At 35.3% G+C, this 17,365-nt stretch carries 15 protein-coding genes; 7 read left to right on the forward strand and 8 right to left on the reverse strand.

Annotated elements, in window-relative coordinates:
• Nucleotides 1-12: 12 nt before the first annotated feature.
• From G3A47_RS19445 to G3A47_RS19455, 3 genes are all read right to left on the reverse strand, one after another.
• Entirely contained in the window at nt 13-984 is a 972-nt protein-coding gene (locus G3A47_RS19445; RefSeq protein ID WP_166925426.1) for a hypothetical protein, read from the reverse strand.
• Nucleotides 985-986: 2 nt separating this feature from the next.
• Nucleotides 987-1,487, reverse strand: coding sequence for an RNA polymerase sigma factor (locus tag G3A47_RS19450; RefSeq protein ID WP_166925473.1), 501 nt, complete (start codon nt 1,485-1,487; stop codon nt 987-989).
• Between the two features lie 439 nt (nt 1,488-1,926).
• Entirely contained in the window at nt 1,927-2,766 is an 840-nt protein-coding gene (locus G3A47_RS19455; protein WP_166925428.1) for a DUF6929 family protein, read from the reverse strand.
• Nucleotides 2,767-3,096: 330 nt separating this feature from the next.
• Here G3A47_RS19455 and G3A47_RS19460 point away from each other — a divergent pair, with 330 nt between their 5' ends.
• The gene (locus G3A47_RS19460) at nt 3,097-3,972 is read left to right on the forward strand and encodes a PPK2 family polyphosphate kinase (RefSeq protein ID WP_166925430.1); all 876 of its coding nucleotides are present in this window, start codon (nt 3,097-3,099) and stop codon (nt 3,970-3,972) included.
• Between the two features lie 75 nt (nt 3,973-4,047).
• On the opposite strand, the gene G3A47_RS19465 is transcribed toward G3A47_RS19460, so the two are convergent.
• Nucleotides 4,048-4,581, reverse strand: a complete 534-nt coding sequence (locus G3A47_RS19465) for a hypothetical protein (RefSeq protein ID WP_208328377.1) — start codon at nt 4,579-4,581, stop codon at nt 4,048-4,050.
• 191 nt (nt 4,582-4,772) lie between these two features.
• On the opposite strand from G3A47_RS19465, the gene G3A47_RS19470 reads away from it, so the two are divergent.
• The 3 genes from G3A47_RS19470 (at nt 4,773) to G3A47_RS19480 (ending at nt 8,526) form a co-directional block, all read left to right on the forward strand.
• Entirely contained in the window at nt 4,773-6,158 is a 1,386-nt protein-coding gene (locus tag G3A47_RS19470; protein ID WP_166925432.1) for an MATE family efflux transporter, read from the forward strand.
• A 117-nt stretch (nt 6,159-6,275) separates the two neighbouring features.
• Nucleotides 6,276-6,503 (forward strand): hypothetical protein, encoded by a 228-nt coding sequence (locus G3A47_RS19475; protein ID WP_166925434.1) that lies wholly within the window; start codon nt 6,276-6,278, stop codon nt 6,501-6,503.
• Between the two features lie 85 nt (nt 6,504-6,588).
• On the forward strand, nt 6,589-8,526 hold the full coding sequence (locus G3A47_RS19480; protein ID WP_166925436.1) for an LTA synthase family protein: 1,938 nt from the start codon (nt 6,589-6,591) through the stop codon (nt 8,524-8,526).
• Nucleotides 8,527-8,784: 258 nt separating this feature from the next.
• On the opposite strand, the gene meaB is transcribed toward G3A47_RS19480, so the two are convergent.
• The 3 genes from meaB to G3A47_RS19495 all read right to left on the reverse strand — a co-directional run bounded on the left by meaB (nt 8,785) and on the right by G3A47_RS19495 (nt 11,195).
• Complete coding sequence (gene meaB / locus G3A47_RS19485) at nt 8,785-9,909, reverse strand: methylmalonyl Co-A mutase-associated GTPase MeaB (protein WP_166925438.1); 1,125 nt, start codon at nt 9,907-9,909, stop codon at nt 8,785-8,787.
• Nucleotides 9,910-10,089: 180 nt separating this feature from the next.
• Nucleotides 10,090-10,731 carry an NAD(P)-dependent oxidoreductase gene (locus G3A47_RS19490; protein WP_166925439.1) on the reverse strand — a complete coding sequence of 214 codons (642 nt, stop codon included), beginning with the start codon at nt 10,729-10,731 and terminating at the stop codon, nt 10,090-10,092.
• A 56-nt stretch (nt 10,732-10,787) separates the two neighbouring features.
• Nucleotides 10,788-11,195, reverse strand: a complete 408-nt coding sequence (locus tag G3A47_RS19495) for an Rrf2 family transcriptional regulator (protein ID WP_166925441.1) — start codon at nt 11,193-11,195, stop codon at nt 10,788-10,790.
• Between the two features lie 464 nt (nt 11,196-11,659).
• On the opposite strand from G3A47_RS19495, the gene G3A47_RS19500 reads away from it, so the two are divergent.
• The 3 genes from G3A47_RS19500 (at nt 11,660) to G3A47_RS19510 (ending at nt 14,530) form a co-directional block, all read left to right on the forward strand.
• Nucleotides 11,660-12,571 carry an AEC family transporter gene (locus G3A47_RS19500; RefSeq protein WP_166925443.1) on the forward strand — a complete coding sequence of 304 codons (912 nt, stop codon included), beginning with the start codon at nt 11,660-11,662 and terminating at the stop codon, nt 12,569-12,571.
• Nucleotides 12,572-12,589: 18 nt separating this feature from the next.
• Nucleotides 12,590-13,804: an MFS transporter gene (locus G3A47_RS19505; protein WP_166925444.1), complete on the forward strand. Its 1,215-nt coding sequence runs from the start codon at nt 12,590-12,592 to the stop codon at nt 13,802-13,804.
• A gap of 87 nt (nt 13,805-13,891) precedes the next feature.
• Nucleotides 13,892-14,530 (forward strand): peroxiredoxin, encoded by a 639-nt coding sequence (locus tag G3A47_RS19510; protein WP_166925446.1) that lies wholly within the window; start codon nt 13,892-13,894, stop codon nt 14,528-14,530.
• Nucleotides 14,531-14,925: 395 nt separating this feature from the next.
• On the opposite strand, the gene G3A47_RS19515 is transcribed toward G3A47_RS19510, so the two are convergent.
• Nucleotides 14,926-17,166 carry a cation:proton antiporter domain-containing protein gene (locus tag G3A47_RS19515; RefSeq protein WP_166925448.1) on the reverse strand — a complete coding sequence of 747 codons (2,241 nt, stop codon included), beginning with the start codon at nt 17,164-17,166 and terminating at the stop codon, nt 14,926-14,928.
• Between the last annotated feature and the right edge of the window lie 199 nt (nt 17,167-17,365).

The raw sequence follows: 17,365 nt of genomic DNA on the forward strand, positions 1-17,365 counted from the left end.
GTTAGGTTTTAACTAGTGCTGTGAAGCAGGTTTTCCTGTTTTGGTAGTGATTATTATGACTCCTTTTTTTCCTTTTTCGCCATATTTTGAGGTGGCTTCAAGGTCCTGAAGAATCGTGATGGTTTTAATTTCCTGTTGGTTTAAAGGAGCATAAGGACTCGTTGGATTTTTGCCAAATAAATCATTTTCAGAATAGTAGTTTCCATCAATAATGTATAAAGGTTCCTCTAATACTACCAGAGATTCTACATTTTCAGGAGCCAGATTAGAAAGCTCGGCCTGCATCATTTTATCTCTTTTAACATCATCATTGTGGGAAATGGCTTTACCGTTCATGATGACTAATGGAGCAGCTTTTCTGGCCATTTGCGGTGGTGGCTGAGAATCAGCAATTCGGTAAGATTCTCTTTTTGTGGATTTTGATAGTTCATCAGATACAAAAGCTTTGTCTTTTGAAGAGGAACTTTCTTCTCTCGAATAAGCGGAAACCACCGGTGGAGCAGGAGCAGCATATGCTTTAGCGGAAATTTCCGGTTCTATTGTTTCATAGCTAGCTTTCGCTTCAGGGACAGGGCCTTGAATGTCATTTTGCACAACTTCTTTTTGTTGCTTAATCTGATGGTCTATGATCTTTTCAGCTTCTTTTTCGGAAACTATCTTTGACTCTTCAATGGCGACTTTGCTTTCTTCTAAAACCGGTTTTTGAACAGGTGCCGTTTTAGTTTCGGTTGTTACTACTTTATTATTGTTTTCGATAGTTTGACTTTTGTCTGTTTTTATAAATTGAGAACCTAAAGAGATTACTAATAAAAGAGAGGCAGCAATTGCAATCTTTTTCCATAGGGCAATTGTTTTTTTGTCTTCTTTTTTGTCGAGTTTCTCTTCAACTCGGGACCAGACTTTTTCCATTGCCGGAAAATCTCTGCTCTCGGCGTTGTGCGAAGCTTCTTTTATTTTTTCGAATAATTTATCTTGATTGTCCATGACTATTTTGCTTTTTGATAATATAACTTATTTACTAAATCCTTTAGCTTGGTTTTAGAGGCATTCAATTGTGATTTGGAGGTGCCCTCAGAAATGTTTAGCATGCTGGCTATTTCTTTATGTCCGTAGCCTTCAATTACAAAAAGATTAAAGACCGTTTTACAGCCGTCTGGAATATGATTTAATAAATTGAGCAAATCTTCTTCTTCTAAATGATTGATCTCATCCGTAAAAGGTTGTGACTGTAATTTGACATCATCAAGATACATATTGAAATTGGTGTTCTTTCTGATGGTTGCCAAACAATGGTTCACAGTTATTTTTCGGGCCCAGGCCTCAAAAGCCTGAACTTCTTTGAGCTGATCCATTTTTGTAAATATGGTATAGAAAGCATCGGCTATAGCTTCTTCGATCTCTTCCTCTTTTTTTAGATAGCGCTTGCAGAGGCGATACAGCTTTGGAGCCATATACTCATACACCTGACGCTGCGCATCGCGATGCATTTTTTTACAGTTAGCAATTTGAGTTTCGTTTATCACAATTGTTGTCTTTATACTAAAGAGAGTTAAAAAGATAAAAAGGTTGGGACGATAGTAAAATAAAAGTAAAAATAATTAAATTTTATGTGTAAAGTATTGATTTTGTTTAATTTGTGGTATAATATCAGTTCCTTTTTTTTTGAAACTTATTTAATTCACAACAAATTTTTGATCTTTTATTTCGGAATAAAAACTATTATGTAAATAGTTGTATGTACTTAAAATATATTAATTTCTACTTAAATTTAAATCTGACAGGTTTTTAAAACCTGTCAGATTTGTCGTTTAGTATTATCAGGAATGAAACATAAATAAAGTTTCATTTTTTTAACTGTAAAATTGGCTTTTGTTTTAGAAACCTCTGCACCTTTGCTCCTCTGCACCTTTGTACCTCAAAAAAAAACTATTTCTTCAAAGGCAAACTAAGCTTAAAAATTTTCGTTTCTAAAACCTCTGTATCATTGTCCTCGCAAAGTAAAAACTCGATTTTGTCATTTGATTTTTGATAGAGTGTCAGACCTTCGAATTTATGAGTTGTTGTTATTTTTTGTGTAAAGTCAATTTTCATGTTTTTAAGATCGATGCGTCCGATGAAGCTTCCGAGGATTGCTCCGTCGTCGTAAGTCGATTTGGTGTCTTCGGCAGTAGAGAGGAAATAAATTTTATCTTCGACTAAAATCGCATCTGTAAAACTGGAACGTACCCCTTTTATTTTAGGAAGTTTATAATTGACAGCCACCAATGCAAATTCTTCGCCCAAACTTTTGGCATGGATTGTAAAAATGGTGTTTTTGTTTGAAACACCGTTACCACGATTGAATAAATACCAATTTTCACCATCAAAAATAGCACCTTCCAGATTAAAGTCTTCCGGTTTTATTTCTCCAAAACTTTGCATTAAGCCGTATAAATCGACCAGATTGTTTTTTTGTAAAACGGTTTTGGTTTTCAGATCAAACTCGATCATTTTGTTTCGTTTTTCGGTAGAACCTGAACCAAATACATATAAAGTATCATTGTGATTAGTCATCGATTCAAAATCCGGTTTTAGGTTTTTCGGAATGTTTTGTGTCGGATTATCGATTAAAGTATGTTGATTTAATTGCTGATTCTGCATATTGTATTCGTACAAAAAGCCGCTGTTGTCCCCAACGACATAAAGAGAATTGTTGTTAAGGAATAATCCTGATGCAGAACCGATTCCGATGATTTGAAATAATATTTCTAAGGTGAATTTTTCCATGAATGTTGTTTTGAAAAGTAGAATCTAAGTTTGTTAAAATGAAAATAACTTATTGAAAAAGTATTTACAAGTAATAACAAAAATATGATTCGTAAAAGTAGTATATTTAACCTATTGAGTGCACTTATTTTTTAGCACATAGATATAGTTTTGAAAACAAAAAATGACATTTCACTTAATTAAATCATTATAGTCTGACTATGTGAAAGAAATGTATTTCTTTTTTGAGTTCTTTTTTATAAATAAAATCTATGTTTCCTCTATGTGTTAAGTGTTTTTTTGAATAGCACCCAATGGACTCTATTTACTAAATATGATAAAACTGATACTATGAAATCTATCGATCCGAATAATTTTAAAGTTGTAGAGAAAATAAGTTTAAAGCGTATTCCGACTTTGTTGGACATAAAGGCGGATGATGATGAAAAGGAGGAAAAACTCGATAAAGTCCAGGCGAAATTGAGCAATTTGCAGGATGTGATGTATGCCCACAACAAATACGGCGTTCTGATTTGCCTACAGGGTATGGATACTTCCGGAAAAGACAGTTTGATTCGGGAAGTTTTTAAAGAATTTAATCCACGTGGAGTAGTGGTGCATAGTTTTAAAACGCCAACATCGGCTGAGTTAGAGCATGATTATTTGTGGAGGCATTATATCGCGCTACCGGAAAAAGGAAAGTTTGCTATTTTTAACAGAACCCACTATGAGAATGTTTTGGTGACAAGAGTACATCCGGAGTATATTTTAGGAGAGAATTTGCCGGGAATTAATACGATTGATGATATTACGCCCAGTTTTTGGGAAAACAGAATCGAGCAGATTAATAATTTTGAAAGACATATTGCGCAAAACGGAACGATCGTATTAAAGTTTTTTCTGCATTTGAGTAAGGAAGAACAACGTCAGCGTTTGCTGCGCCGTTTGGAGGAAGAAAAACACCATTGGAAATTTTCTCCTGCAGACTTGAAAGAACGGGAGCATTGGGAGGAGTATCAGAAATATTATGAAGAAGCAATAAATAAAACTTCAACCGAATTGGCACCCTGGTATATTGTTCCTGCTGATGATAAAGAAATGGCCCGATATATTGTCGCCAAAATTATTTGGGAAGAAATGCAAAAACATACTGATATTAAAGAACCGGAACTGGATGATAAAATTAGAGCCAATTTTGAAATGTATAAAAAGGAATTAGGAGAATAATAAAATTACAAACCCGACAGTCCATGAGAAACTGCCGGGTTTTACCAAAAACAAAAGAATAAAAGGTCTGTATTTTTACAAATCGAAACCGTAGGCTAAACGAAGCGCCACCTGATTTGTTTTAAATTTGTTGTAATCTTCGTATCGCACACTGATATCAATGTATTTATTCGCATATCCAATTCCGGGAGCCCATAAAAAAGTGGTGTCATTGTAACCGTTTGTTACTGCAAAACCGGCACCAACTTCCCCTAGTACATAAAATTGATCTTCCCAGATAAAAGCTTTAAAACCGGCTTTTGCAGGAATAAATCCAAGGTCTTTTACGTCATCTCCAATAAATAAATTGGTAAAACCTGTAGTCAGGGTTAATGAAGTTCTTTTAGATAAATCATATTGTAAACGTACATCTCCTCCAAGTGACCAATCGTAAGCGTTGTCAGTTGGGAGACCACCGTTTAATCCGAAACCTAATCTAAATCCCGGCTCGTAAGTTTTGATTTCGCCTTCATTTTTAATAGCTGTTGTCTCTTGTGCGAAAGTGGTATTGGCGAATAAAATGGAAATAACAGCAAGGAATAACATTTTTATATTAACTGATTTTTTCATGATCTCTTTTTTTGAATTATTAATAAGGTAAAAGTAGATTCTAACAGCTAGGAGGTTGTTATACAATTCGCAGGAATTGTTATATAATCTTAGCGTTATTAAGGATATTCCTAATATTCGCTTATATTGCTGATAATAGAAGAGAATTCAAAGCTTCTCTGTATCTTTGACCAACTTAAAAAACACTACAATTGAATATAAAACAATACACAAAGGAGTTTTCTTATAATTTTAGATTAGCATATCCTATTATTTTGGGAATGGTTGGACATACTTTAATAGGTATAGTCGATAATATTATGGTAGGGAAATTAGGAAGTACGGAGCTGGCAGCAGTTTCGTTGGGTAATAGTATGATCTTTGTTGCCATGTCATTAGGAATTGGGTTTTCGACCGCAATAACTCCAATTGTGGCAGAAGGAGATGCAGAGAAAAATGATACCAAAATTCGTTCTGCATTTCATCACGGTCTATTTTTATGTACCATTTTGGGATTGGTGATGTTTGGTGTGATTGTTCTGGCAAAGCCAATAATGGAAATGCTGGATCAGCCTGCTGAAGTAATTGTGCTTGCAAAGCCTTATCTGGACTGGGTTGCATTTTCATTGATTCCTTTAATTATGTATCAGGGATACAAACAATTTGCCGATGGAATGTCGATGACTAAGTATTCTATGTATGCTATGGTTATGGCGAATGTATTGCACGTAGGTATAAACTATCTTTTGATTTATGGGATTTGGATTTTTCCTAAAATGGGAATTATTGGGGCCGCCCTTGGAACCGTAATTTCGAGAATATTTTTAGTCATGTTTATGCATATTATGCTTTCGAGAAGGAATGATTTAAAGCGTTTTTTCAATGGTTTCAGCTTTAATGAAATAAAAAAAGCAACCATAAAAAAGATCATAAGTATTGGTCTTCCTTCGGCGATGCAGATGCTTTTTGAAGTGGTACTGTTCACGGCTTCAATCTGGCTTTGCGGGAATATCGGAAAAACGAGTCAGGCGGCTAATCAGGTTGCACTGAGTCTCTCTTCTCTGACTTTTATGTTTGCCATGGGATTAAGCGTAACGTCGATGATTAGGGTAAGTAATCAGAGAGGATTAAATGATTTTAAAAATTTAGTGGTAGTGGCCCGATCTATTTTTTTACTGGCTATTATAATTGAAACATTTTTTGCTATTTTGTTTGTTGTTTTCCATAATTATCTGCCACATCTCTTTTTGAATATGGAAAATAGTGGACAGTTGCTGGATAACAATGAAGTAATAGCCATTGCATCAAAGTTACTTTTAGTTGCGGCCGTTTTTCAAATTTCTGATGGAATTCAGGTAGTTGTTTTAGGTGCTTTACGTGGTTTACAAGATGTGAAAATCCCGATGTACATTACGTTTGTTGCCTATTGGGTAATTGGTTTTCCGATTTCCTACTATTTAGCAGAATATACACCTTGGAAAGCACAAGGAGTCTGGATTGGACTTTTAGCGGGTTTAACTACGGCGGCTGTATTTTTATATCTGCGTTTTAATTATTTAACTAAAAAATTAATTAAGAATTCAGTTACAAATAACTAAATTTGAAACTTATAAAATAAAAAGAAACCACAGATCTTAAAGATTGACACTGATTTTTAATTCATAAATGGAGTGAACTGTGGCAAGAATACAAATCAAAAAATAAATTAATAAAACATGGAATTACCTAAATTTTTACTTGGAGATAATACTGATTTTCCGGATGATATTTTTATCATTCATCTTGATTATCCAAGATTTATAATTAACCTGAAAGATGATGAGGTTGAGTTTATGGAAGAAGCCGAAGACCTTGATGAAGCAGAATTAAATGCCGAAATGGAAGGTTTGATTATTTTGGCTAACGACTTTTATGACAGAGAAATAAATCGTTACGAAGAGTAGAGACGCCCGGTAGAGACGCACAGCAGTGCGTCTCTACACAGTGCGTTTCTACAGGTTTCAATTTTTGCACCTTAAATTATCTTTAATGAAAAAATTAAGTTTTTTAAAACCCGTTTTTAATTTTATAGCAATCGGATTGCTAATTACTACTTTAAGTCGACTGTTTTTATTTTTTATCTTTAAAGATAGAGTTGTTGAAACACCAAATTTCTGGTATATTTTTCCAATCGGTTTGCGAATGGATTTGATATTATTATGTTATTTATCTTTTTTACCGGCTGTTTTAATAACATTTTTACCTGGGAAATGGGTGAAATTTACCAACAAATTCTTGGTAATTTATAGCTTTCTGTTTTTGTTTCTGATTCTTTTTGTAGAGTTAGCTACACCTGACTTTGTAAAACAATACGATACACGTCCCAACAAAATTTTTCTGGATTATCTGATTTATCCAAAAGAGGTGGTAGGAATGTTGTTGAAAAGCTACCTGATGTCTATTATTGTTACTTTCCTGATTTTGGGAGTAGTACTTTATTTTGCCTTTAAGAAAGGAAAACGTTTCTTTCATACAACGAATACGGAGTATAAGTTTAAATTGTTGCTTTTCCCGTTAGTGGCTTTTTTATTGTTTTTCGGAGCACGTTCCAGTCTGACTTCAAAACGACCAATTAATGCCAGTAATGCGGTTTTTTCTACCGATCAGTTAACGAATACTTTGGGGTTGAATTCTTTTTATACCGTTGCTTTTGCTGCTTATTCGATTAAAAACGAAGGAAACACCAAAATGTATGGAAAAATGGATGAAGCAGAAGCCATTGCCCGTGTAAAAAAATACATGATTGCCGGACCAAGTGACTTTACTGATGCCGAGATTCCGTTTCTTCATGTACAGCAACCGGATACAGCTGTTGCAAAGCCTTATAATTTGGTTATTTTTCTACAGGAAAGTTTAGGAGCAGAATATGTTGGAATCTTAGGAGGGAAACCTTTAACACCGGAATTTGATAAATTATCAAAAGAAGGATTGTTGTTTACCAATTTGTATTGTACAGGAACTCGTAGCGTTCGTGGAATTGAAGCTGTCGTAACCGGGTTTTTACCATCGCCATCTGAAAGTGTGGTGAAATTAGGAAACTCGCAGCAAGGCTTTTTTACTTTGGCTGATGCCTTAAAACAAAAAGGGTATGAAACCAGTTTTATTTATGGTGGAATGGCAAATTTTGATAATATGGCTTCGTTTTTCAACGGAAATGGTTTCCAGGATATTGTAGATCAGGCAGATTTTGAAGCGGATGGAAACAAATATGCTTTCAAAGGAACCTGGGGGTATTCAGACGAAGATTTGGTAACAAAAGCAAATAATTATTTTAAAGCTAAAGGTGATAAACCGTTCTTTTCTTTAATGTTTTCTACTTCTAATCACGAGCCTTTTGAATATCCGGCAGGAAGAATAAAACCGTATGATCAGAAACCGGCAACGGTAAATAATGCCATGAAATATGCGGATTTTTCGATTGGGAAATTCTTTGAAATGGCTAAAAAAGAAGCGTATTTTAAAAACACCATTTTTATTGTTATTGCAGATCATAATACCAGAACGTACGGGAAAAATTTAGTGCCGATCAATAAATTCCATATCCCGGCTTTAATAATGGGACCTGGAGTTAAAAAAGGATCTGTTTACAGTAAATTGGCAAGTCAGATCGATATTCCGCCGACTTTATTGGGGTATTTAGGACTTCCGTTTGAAACCCCAATGGTAGGAAGAAATTTAAATAAACTCGACGCTAAAGTTCAGGGAAGATCTATCATGCAGTTTAATGATATCAATGCCTTTAGAGTAGAGAATCAGGTGGTAATCATGCAGCCAAACTTGAAACCGTTGCAATTTGAAATCAAAAATGATACAACTTTAATTCCTGTAAAATTAAACGAAGAATTAGCAAAAGATGCTTTGGCACACGTTATTACAGCAGGAAATTTGTATAAGGAGAGTAAGTATAAGCTTAGGACTAAGAAATAGGTTCAGAGGTTCAAAGTGACAAAGGTTCAGAGGTTTTTACCTTGCGTTTTTCTCAGTTGGAATCTTTCTCAAAAAGCATTGAATACAATTTTTAAGCAGTTGCAAAAGGTGATATTTCATCAGTTTGCAACTGTTTTTTTGTTTTGTTTTAATTGTGAAATTATTTCTGATTGTAGCTTTGACAAATGTTATTATAGAAATAAATTTTATTTAAAGAGAATTAGTCTATGCTTAAAACCAAGAAATAGGGGCAAAGATTTATTGCTTTGTACCTTTGTTACTTTGCACCTTTGTACCTTCCCCAAAATAAAGAGACAACAAATTCTGAGCAGCTGCAAAAGGTGATATTTCATCATTTTGCACTGCTTTTTTGTTTTGTTCCAGTTGTGCGATTATTTCCGGTTGGTTGTAGAAGTTTAATCGAAGTTGTTCGTTGATGGTTTCTATCATCCAAAAATGATTCTGGTCTTTTCGTTTTTCCTGGAAATAACCCGTTTTATTTGTCATTTCAAAATAACTCGAAATGGTCTCCCAGATTTCTGAAATTCCTTCCTGAGTAATGGCACTGCAGGTTGTCACTTTGGGTTGCCAGGTTGATTTTTTTGGAGGAAATAAATGCAGAGCGCGGTTAAATTCTAATTTGGCTTGGTTTGCTTTTTTGATGTTATCACCATCTGCTTTATTGATGACAATAGCATCCGCCATTTCCATAATACCACGTTTAATGCCCTGAAGCTCGTCGCCGGCACCCGAGATTTTTAGTAAAAGAAAAAAGTCAACCATGCTATGAACAGCAGTTTCGCTTTGTCCCACACCAACCGTTTCAATTAGAATTGTGTCAAAACCGGCAGCTTCACAAAGTATAATGGTTTCTCTAGTTTTTCGGGCTACTCCGCCTAAAGTATCGCCGGAAGCACTTGGTCTTATAAAAGCATTTTCATCTTTTACCAGTTCTTCCATTCGGGTTTTATCCCCCAGAATACTGCCGTGAGAAAGTGAACTACTCGGGTCAACAGCCAATACGGCAACTTTTTTACCCATTGCGGTCAGAAAGGTTCCAAAGGTTTCTATAAAAGTACTTTTGCCAACACCGGGAACGCCTGTAATTCCGATACGTATGGATTTATTGGCATAAGGAAGGCAGCCTTTGATGACTTCATTTGCTTTTTCGGCATGCTGCGGATTGGTGCTTTCGACCAAAGTAATGCCACGGCTTAAGGATGTTCTGTTAGCGTCGAGGATTCCATCAATCAATTCTTTGGCAGAAGGTTGTTTTCTTCTGTTTTGCTGAATCTGACTAATAGCAGAAATGCTGGTAATTTCAGGAGGTGAAATTCCGGCCTTTTCTTGCAGACTACTAACTTGTTTTTTTGAACTCGACAAAATGTATTTTTTGGTACTGTAAAAGTACAGAAAACAAAAACAGTTTCAAAAGACAATTATGCTCTTGAAACTGTTTAGATTGTTTAACACGAATTACACGAATTTGTACTAATTATTTTTGTCCGCAATATGTTAAACTTTTAATTCGTGAAAATTCGTGAAATTCGTGTTTGAATAAATTTAGTATGCCGCTGTAAAACGCACTTGGTGGTGTTTTGGAGTTTCTGCTTCATCAGCGATAACGACTGCTAAATCTTCTACAGATAAGATACTTCTTTGTTCCTCATTAAAAACAGGATTGTCCAGACCTAAACGATATTTTCCTGTTCTTCCCGTTGTAATGCCCTGATGCATTTCAAAAGCCGGACTAAAGAAAGCCCAGTCAAGCTCTTTTTCTTCTTTAATGATATTCAAATAATCTCTTGCTGCTGAAGCTGCGGTATAGTATTCTTTTGGAAAATCCGGAGTATCAACCGCTTGTAAACCTGGCGCAACAAACAAACTTCCGCCTCCGCCAATGACGATAAAACGTTTCACTCCCGATTTTTTAACGGCTTCCTGAATAGCTTTTGAACCAGCAATAAAATCGTCATAGATATTAGGGTTTGTCCAGCCTGAGTTGTAAGCACTAATGATAAGGTCATTTCCCTTCAGAATAGCTGCCAAAGCATCTGTGTTGAAGATATCTGTTGATACCCAGTTTACATTTGGTACTTCTTTTGGATTTCTGGCGATAGCCGTAATTTCCTGATTTCTTGAAACTAGTTCGTTTAAAATAGCAGAGCCTACAAATCCCGTAGCTCCAATGATAGCAATTTTCATAATATATAAGTTTTATTAGTAATAAAAAATGTTACAGTTTTGTGTAAAAAAAAGTTTTAGAACTGATTTGAAAAATCTTCTAAGGTAATATCACTCAGTTGTAAACTCACTTTTTCGTTCATTTCGGCGTATAATTCGGCTAAATTTTGGTTGATTTTTTTTCCAACCGGACAATCGGGGTTAGGCTGATTTTTTGCATAACCTAAATTGATGGTGTCTAATGTCATTTCAAATACTTCTTTCAACGTAATATTTGAAGCTGCTTTAGACAATTTTGTGCCGCCGTTTTTACCTTCCTTACTTTCTACAATATGATTTGCTTTTAGATTCGCAATTTCCTTTCTAACCAAAACCGGGTTAAGGTTAATGCTTCCTGCAATAAATTCTGAAGACAAATAATCATTTGGGAATTTAGTGAGTAAAGTTAAAATGTGAATCGTTATGGCAAACTTACCTGAAATCATACTGTAATAAAATATGTTACAAATGTAAAGGGTTTTATCGAATAAAAAAAAGTTTTAACGGAAAATTAATAATTATGGACTAAGTCGTTGGAGGTATTTCGCTAAAAAAAATATGTACTTAACACATAGTGACATAGATTTTATGTTTAAAAATAGAGCGTAAAGAGAAACATATTTCTCTCATATAGTAGACCTATGAGGTCTTCGACTTCGCTCAGACTGACAATTGTAATTTTATTGAAGTGAAACACCTTTTTCGTTTTTAAGGCTATGTTTCTCCTAATGTTAGCAGTGAAATTTTTTCACGCAGATTCATTCAGATTGTTTTTATCGAAGTAACAAAACAAAAATATCGGCTTGATCTGCTAAATCAGCGTGCAAAAGACTTTTCGTCTATGTGTTAAAAAATAATTGCACCCAATGGGCTATTTTATAAATCCTTATTTTTGCAGTCATTCTGCTATATGAACAATTTTATTCTAATATTCTTCTTTTTGTCTTTGGGCCTACTTTTACAAAGAGTAAAGCAGTTTCCGACTTCTGTCTATAAGCTTTTAAATAAAATTGTCATCTACGTTTGTCTGCCGGCAATTACCTTATATCATATCCCGAAAATAAAATGGAATGCGGAATTACTCTTTCCGATAGGATCAGGATGGATTAGTTTTATACTTGCTATTTTGTTTTTTCATTTGTTAGGAAAAAAATTAGGCTGGTCTAATAAATTGATCGGTTGTTTGATTTTAACGGCGGGATTAAGTAATAGCTCTTTTTTAGGTTACCCGATTATTGAAGCTTTGTTTGGAAAAAAAGGTTTAGAAACAGCCGTTCTTGTCGATCAGCCGGGAACATTTGTGGTGGTTTCGACTTTAGGGATTTTTGTTGCGGCCTTCTATTCAAAAGGAAGCCCCGATGCTTTTGGGATTCTGAAAAAAGTCCTTCTCTTTCCGCCATTCATTACTTTCGTTGGTGCTTGTCTGCTGAATGTTTTCGGATTTGAATTTAAGGAAAGCCTCCAGGCTGTTTTATTGACAATTGGAAGTTTTGTGACTCCTTTGGCTTTGCTTTCCGTTGGTTTGCAACTTACGTTTGATCTAAAAAGCAAACACTGGAAATTTTTGCAACTGGGACTTTTTTACAAACTGATTCTGGCGCCTTTTATAATTCTGGTTTTATATGTTTTTATTTTAAAACAGCATTCAGAAGCGATAAAAATTACGCTTATGGAAATGGCGATGGCACCAATGATAACAGGTGCAATTTTGGCCTCGACCTACGGATTAAAGCCTAAACTCAGCAGCATGATGATTGGTTTTGGAATTCCGGTTTCCTTTATCACTCTTGCCATCTGGTATTTTATAGTTAGTTATATATAATTTTTTGTTTACCATAATATGAATTCATCTACAAAGACTGCTAGAATGGATAGCAGTGCATTAGCCCAAAAAACAGTTTACTCGGTATTATTCTCTATAGCATTTGCACATTTACTGAATGATTTAATGCAATCCGTAATTCCGTCTACTTACCCTATTTTAAAGGAAAACTTCAATCTGAGTTTTACACAGATCGGATTAATTACGTTTGTTTTTCAACTGACGGCTTCTTTGTTGCAGCCTTTCGTTGGATTTTATACCGATAAAAAACCAAAACCTTATTCCTTAGTAGCCGCCATGCTTTTTACAATATCGGGACTTGGATTATTGTCTGTTTCAAGTTCATTTTGGATGATCTTGATTTCGGTGGCCTTGGTAGGGATTGGTTCTTCTATTTTTCATCCGGAAGCATCTCGTGTTGCCTTTTTAGGATCGGGAGGAAAGAGGGGGCTTGCTCAGTCTATTTTTCAGTTAGGAGGAAATGCCGGTAGCGCAGTCGGACCTTTGTTGGTGGCTTTAATTGTTGCACCATATGGACAATCTTATGTGATTTGGTTTGTAATAGCCGGGGTTTTGGGAATTATGATTTTGTCGAGAATTGCGCTTTGGTATGAAAACCACATGAGTCTGAGAGCTGCAAAAAAGTCAGGCTTAGAAGAAGCTGTTCCGTTATCAAATAAAAAAATTACCATTTCGATTATTGTGTTATTATTATTGATATTCTCTAAGTTCTTCTATATGGCAAGTATGTCGAGTTATTTTACTTTTTATTTAATGAGTAAATTTTCTTTAGACATTCAGGAATCGCAGTACTATCTGTTTATTTTTCTGGCTTCTGTTGCAGCCGGGACTTTAATTGGTGGTCCGTTAGGGGATCACTTTGGCAGAAAGTATATCATTTGGTTTTCTATTTTAGGGGCAGCACCTTTTACCTTGCTTTTGCCTTATGCTAATTTGTTTTGGACAGGAGTTTTGGCAGTAATTATAGGAATAGTTATCGCTTCTGCATTTTCGGCTATCTTAGTTTATGCACAGGAATTGAAACCGGGAAAAGTAGGAATGATCTCCGGTTTGTTCTTTGGTTTTGCTTTTGGAATGGGTGGTCTGGGATCGGCCGTTTTGGGCTATATTGCAGATAAAACAAGTATCGAATATGTGTATACAGTAAGTTCTTATTTGCCTTTAATCGGAGTACTGGCTTATTTTTTGCCGAACATTCAAACGAAAAAATAAGGCCGTTTTTTTAACTATTTTTGTGAAAATCAATGTTTTCTTTGTTCTTTTTTTGAGTAATTTTAGAGGAACTAAAAAAATATTATTATGTCAACATTAAGATTAGGCGATATAGCACCCGATTTTCAGGCCGATACAACCGAAGGGCCAATTCATTTTCATGAATGGCTTGGAGATTCCTGGGGCGTTTTATTTTCGCACCCATCCGATTTTACTCCGGTTTGTACAACTGAACTAGGAACAGTTGCAAATTATCTTCCGGAATTTACAAAAAGAGATACAAAAGTTATTGCCTTGAGTGTAGATGGTTTAGCATCACATTTAGAGTGGATAAAAGATATCAATGAAACTCAAAATACAACGGTTAATTTTCCGATAATTGCAGACGAAGACAAAAGAGTAGCTACTTTGTACGATATGCTCCATCCAAACGCCAGTGATAAATTTACAGTGCGTTCGGTATTTGTAATCGGAGCAGATAAAAAGATCAAATTAACTTTAACTTATCCTGCTTCAACAGGCAGAAATTTTGATGAATTACTGCGTGTTATTGATAGCTTACAGTTAACGGCAAATTATAGCGTAGCAACTCCGGCAAACTGGAAAGACGGGGAAGATGTGGTTATCACTCCGGCAGTTCCAGACAGCGATATTCCTGCGAAATTTCCAAAAGGACACACACCAATAAAACCGTATTTGCGAATGACTCCGCAACCGAATAAATAAAGTTGCTAAGTTTATGAGTTACTAAGGCTCTAAGTTTTGATAAAACTTAGAGCCTTTTTTATAGTAAACTCAGTATATCAGAACCTTAGTATCTCAGCAACTTACCAACTTACTTAGCAGCCGTTGGATGCAATTGATAAAATTATACTTAACACATAGAAACATATACTCTACTTTTAAAAAAGAGTACAAAAAAGAAATACATTTCTATCACATAGTCAAGCTATGAGATCTTCGGCTTCGCTCAGACTGACAATTGAAATTTTAATTAAGTGAAACGCCTTTTTTCGTTTTCAAAACTATGTTTCTATGTGTTAAACAATTATACCCAACGGGTTACTTAAAGCTTTTTTTTAAATAAACTCAGCATCTCAGAACCTTAGGATCTCAGCAACTTATTTAGCAGTCTTTAACAAATCCGACATTCTTTTTTTGTCTCCAACAACCCAAAGAATATCATTTTTTTCTAAGATTAACTGGGATTCGGGATTTAGAATCCTGTTTCCGTTTCGTTCTATACCCACTACTAAACCATTGGTTTTTGTTCGGAATTGTCCAATGCTTTTTTGTATAAATTCTTCCTGAGAGACTTCCAGTTGTCTTAATACAATGTCTGTCTCTTCTACTTTTTCAGGAGCTTCCACTTCATGTTGATTCAGGAATTTGCCAAACTCCGTAACCTGAGCATCTGTACCAATAACTGAAATTTCATCACCGGGGAACAGGCGTTCATTTTTAGTTGGAATTGGAATGGTGACATCACCGCGTTTTATATAGGCAATGTTGATTCCTAGTTGTTCCCTAATTCTTAACTCTTCCAGTGTTTTACCTACCAGATTGGATTCTTTTCCAATATCAAAAAAGGACATGTGACCATCCCAAGGCATTAAGTTAGCATATCTTCGGTCGATTTTTTTGTTTTCACGATCGTTTAGATTCGTCATAAAGTGATTTTCGATTTTATGATATTGCTCGTTTAATTTTTTAGGGAATATCAGATAAGCGGCAATAGCAATAATCAAAGCGATAAAAGCGATAAGAGGAGAAAAGAAGATATTCAATAAGAACCCAACAAAAAACAAACCGAGACATATTCTGATTAAGATTAACATCAAAAGCGCACCTCTATATTTGCGTTCTGCCCATAGTTGATCGACTTCCTGAACAGCTACTCGTCGCAAAGAAAGCGCCCATAAAAACGGACCAATTACAACCAAAGTAATAAGGGCAGCCAAAGTATTTCCGAATCGTGTATCGGCAACAAGTGGCGCTATAAATTTTGATGATAACAAAATCACGGCAACAATTATAATGGTATGCAGAACAACCTGAATAATATAGGCATGAAGGGCTTTTTGCCAGATACTGACTGATTTTATAGCTTGAGCATTTACACTATAACGGTTGATGTTTTTAACCCATTTTTTGGGAAGTTTACGCTCTAAAAAGTCAGAAAAAGGAACCGCATATTTAACCATAAATGGAGTCGTGAAAGTAGTAACAGCTGAAACAGCTACTACGATAGGATATAAAAAGGAGCTTGTGACATTTAGCGTCATTCCGAGAGTGGCAATAATAAAGGAGAACTCCCCAATCTGAGATAAACTCATTCCGGTTTGTACAGACTGTTTTAGCGGTTGACCGGCTAACAGAGCACCAACGGTAGAACTTACCGACTGACCCACTATAGTTAAAACGGTTAATATCGCAACAGGAACAGCATGTTCATAAAGCATCTTAGGATCGATTAACATTCCAACCGATACAAAAAAGATCGCACCAAACAAATCTTTTACCGGTTTAATTAAATGTTCTATGTGTTCCGCCTGAGTGGTTTCAGCAATAATAGATCCCATTATAAAAGCTCCTAATGCAGGAGAAAAACCAACATTTGCAGCAAAACTTACCATCATCAAACATAAGGCAAGTGAGATAATAAGCAACATTTCGTCTGTCAGTAAATGTTTGGCTTTTTTAAGAAGTGTCGGAATAAAAAAGATACCACCTACAAACCAAGCGGTCAAAAAGAAAACTAATTTTAAAACAGACATCATCAATTCACTACCTGAAAATTGCTGACTTACTGCAATTGTCGAAAGTAAAACCATCATTAAAATGGCAACAAGATCCTGTACGATTAGCGATCCGATAACAATTCCGGCAAATTTTTGCGCTTTTACACCCAGTTCATCAAAGGTTTTTAGGATAATGGTTGTGGAAGAAATCGATAAAATGACACCAAGGAAAATGCTGTCCATTTGTGACCAACCCATCCATTGACCGACCAGATAACCGACTACAACCATAGTGATAATCTGCGTTATGGCCGTGATCGATGCTGTACCACCAACTTTCATTAACTTCTTGAAACTAAATTCGAGCCCAAGGCTAAAAAGGAGGATGATCACACCAATCTCAGCCCAAACTTCAACGCTTTTCATTTCTGTAATTGAAGGGAAAAAATCAAAATGATTTCCTGCTAAAAAGCCTGCAATCAAATAGCCTAAAACAAGAGGCTGTTTCATTTTTTTAAATAAGAGTACGGCAATTCCGGCGGTTATCAGGATTAATCCCAAATCGCTAATTAAAGGTTGTAAGTGGTGTGTAGTTGCGGCGGCGGCGTTTATGGCAATCATATATGAGTGTTTTTTAGGAGCTTAATCCAGTTTTTCCATTTCATACTTTTGCGAAAAAAATCTGTTTTTTTACAAAAGGCTTTTTATTTTAAATGAATGTCACTTAACTCCTAAATTAGAAATAAAAATTAAGTGAAGTAATCTGGATTAACTTCCAATTGGATTAAATAAAAAAAGCTACCGTTAAAGATAGCTTTTT

Source organism: Flavobacterium poyangense (assembly GCF_011751075.1).
GTDB classification, from domain to species: domain Bacteria; phylum Bacteroidota; class Bacteroidia; order Flavobacteriales; family Flavobacteriaceae; genus Flavobacterium; species Flavobacterium poyangense.

What these genes read in the sequence shown, in the direction of transcription:
- G3A47_RS19445 (WP_166925426.1), bottom strand. Translation starts at nt 984, where the DNA reads ATGGACAATCAAGATAAATTATTCGAAAAAATAAAAGAAGCTTCGCAC.
- G3A47_RS19490 (WP_166925439.1), bottom strand. Translation starts at nt 10,731, where the DNA reads ATGAAAATTGCTATCATTGGAGCTACGGGATTTGTAGGCTCTGCTATT.
- G3A47_RS19515 (WP_166925448.1), bottom strand. Translation starts at nt 17,166, where the DNA reads ATGATTGCCATAAACGCCGCCGCCGCAACTACACACCACTTACAACCT.
- G3A47_RS19480 (WP_166925436.1), top strand. Translation starts at nt 6,589, where the DNA reads ATGAAAAAATTAAGTTTTTTAAAACCCGTTTTTAATTTTATAGCAATC.
- G3A47_RS19475 (WP_166925434.1), top strand. Translation starts at nt 6,276, where the DNA reads ATGGAATTACCTAAATTTTTACTTGGAGATAATACTGATTTTCCGGAT.
- G3A47_RS19495 (WP_166925441.1), bottom strand. Translation starts at nt 11,195, where the DNA reads ATGATTTCAGGTAAGTTTGCCATAACGATTCACATTTTAACTTTACTC.
- G3A47_RS19455 (WP_166925428.1), bottom strand. Translation starts at nt 2,766, where the DNA reads ATGGAAAAATTCACCTTAGAAATATTATTTCAAATCATCGGAATCGGT.
- G3A47_RS19510 (WP_166925446.1), top strand. Translation starts at nt 13,892, where the DNA reads ATGTCAACATTAAGATTAGGCGATATAGCACCCGATTTTCAGGCCGAT.
- G3A47_RS19500 (WP_166925443.1), top strand. Translation starts at nt 11,660, where the DNA reads ATGAACAATTTTATTCTAATATTCTTCTTTTTGTCTTTGGGCCTACTT.
- G3A47_RS19505 (WP_166925444.1), top strand. Translation starts at nt 12,590, where the DNA reads ATGAATTCATCTACAAAGACTGCTAGAATGGATAGCAGTGCATTAGCC.
- G3A47_RS19465 (WP_208328377.1), bottom strand. Translation starts at nt 4,581, where the DNA reads ATGAAAAAATCAGTTAATATAAAAATGTTATTCCTTGCTGTTATTTCC.
- G3A47_RS19460 (WP_166925430.1), top strand. Translation starts at nt 3,097, where the DNA reads ATGAAATCTATCGATCCGAATAATTTTAAAGTTGTAGAGAAAATAAGT.
- G3A47_RS19450 (WP_166925473.1), bottom strand. Translation starts at nt 1,487, where the DNA reads ATGCATCGCGATGCGCAGCGTCAGGTGTATGAGTATATGGCTCCAAAG.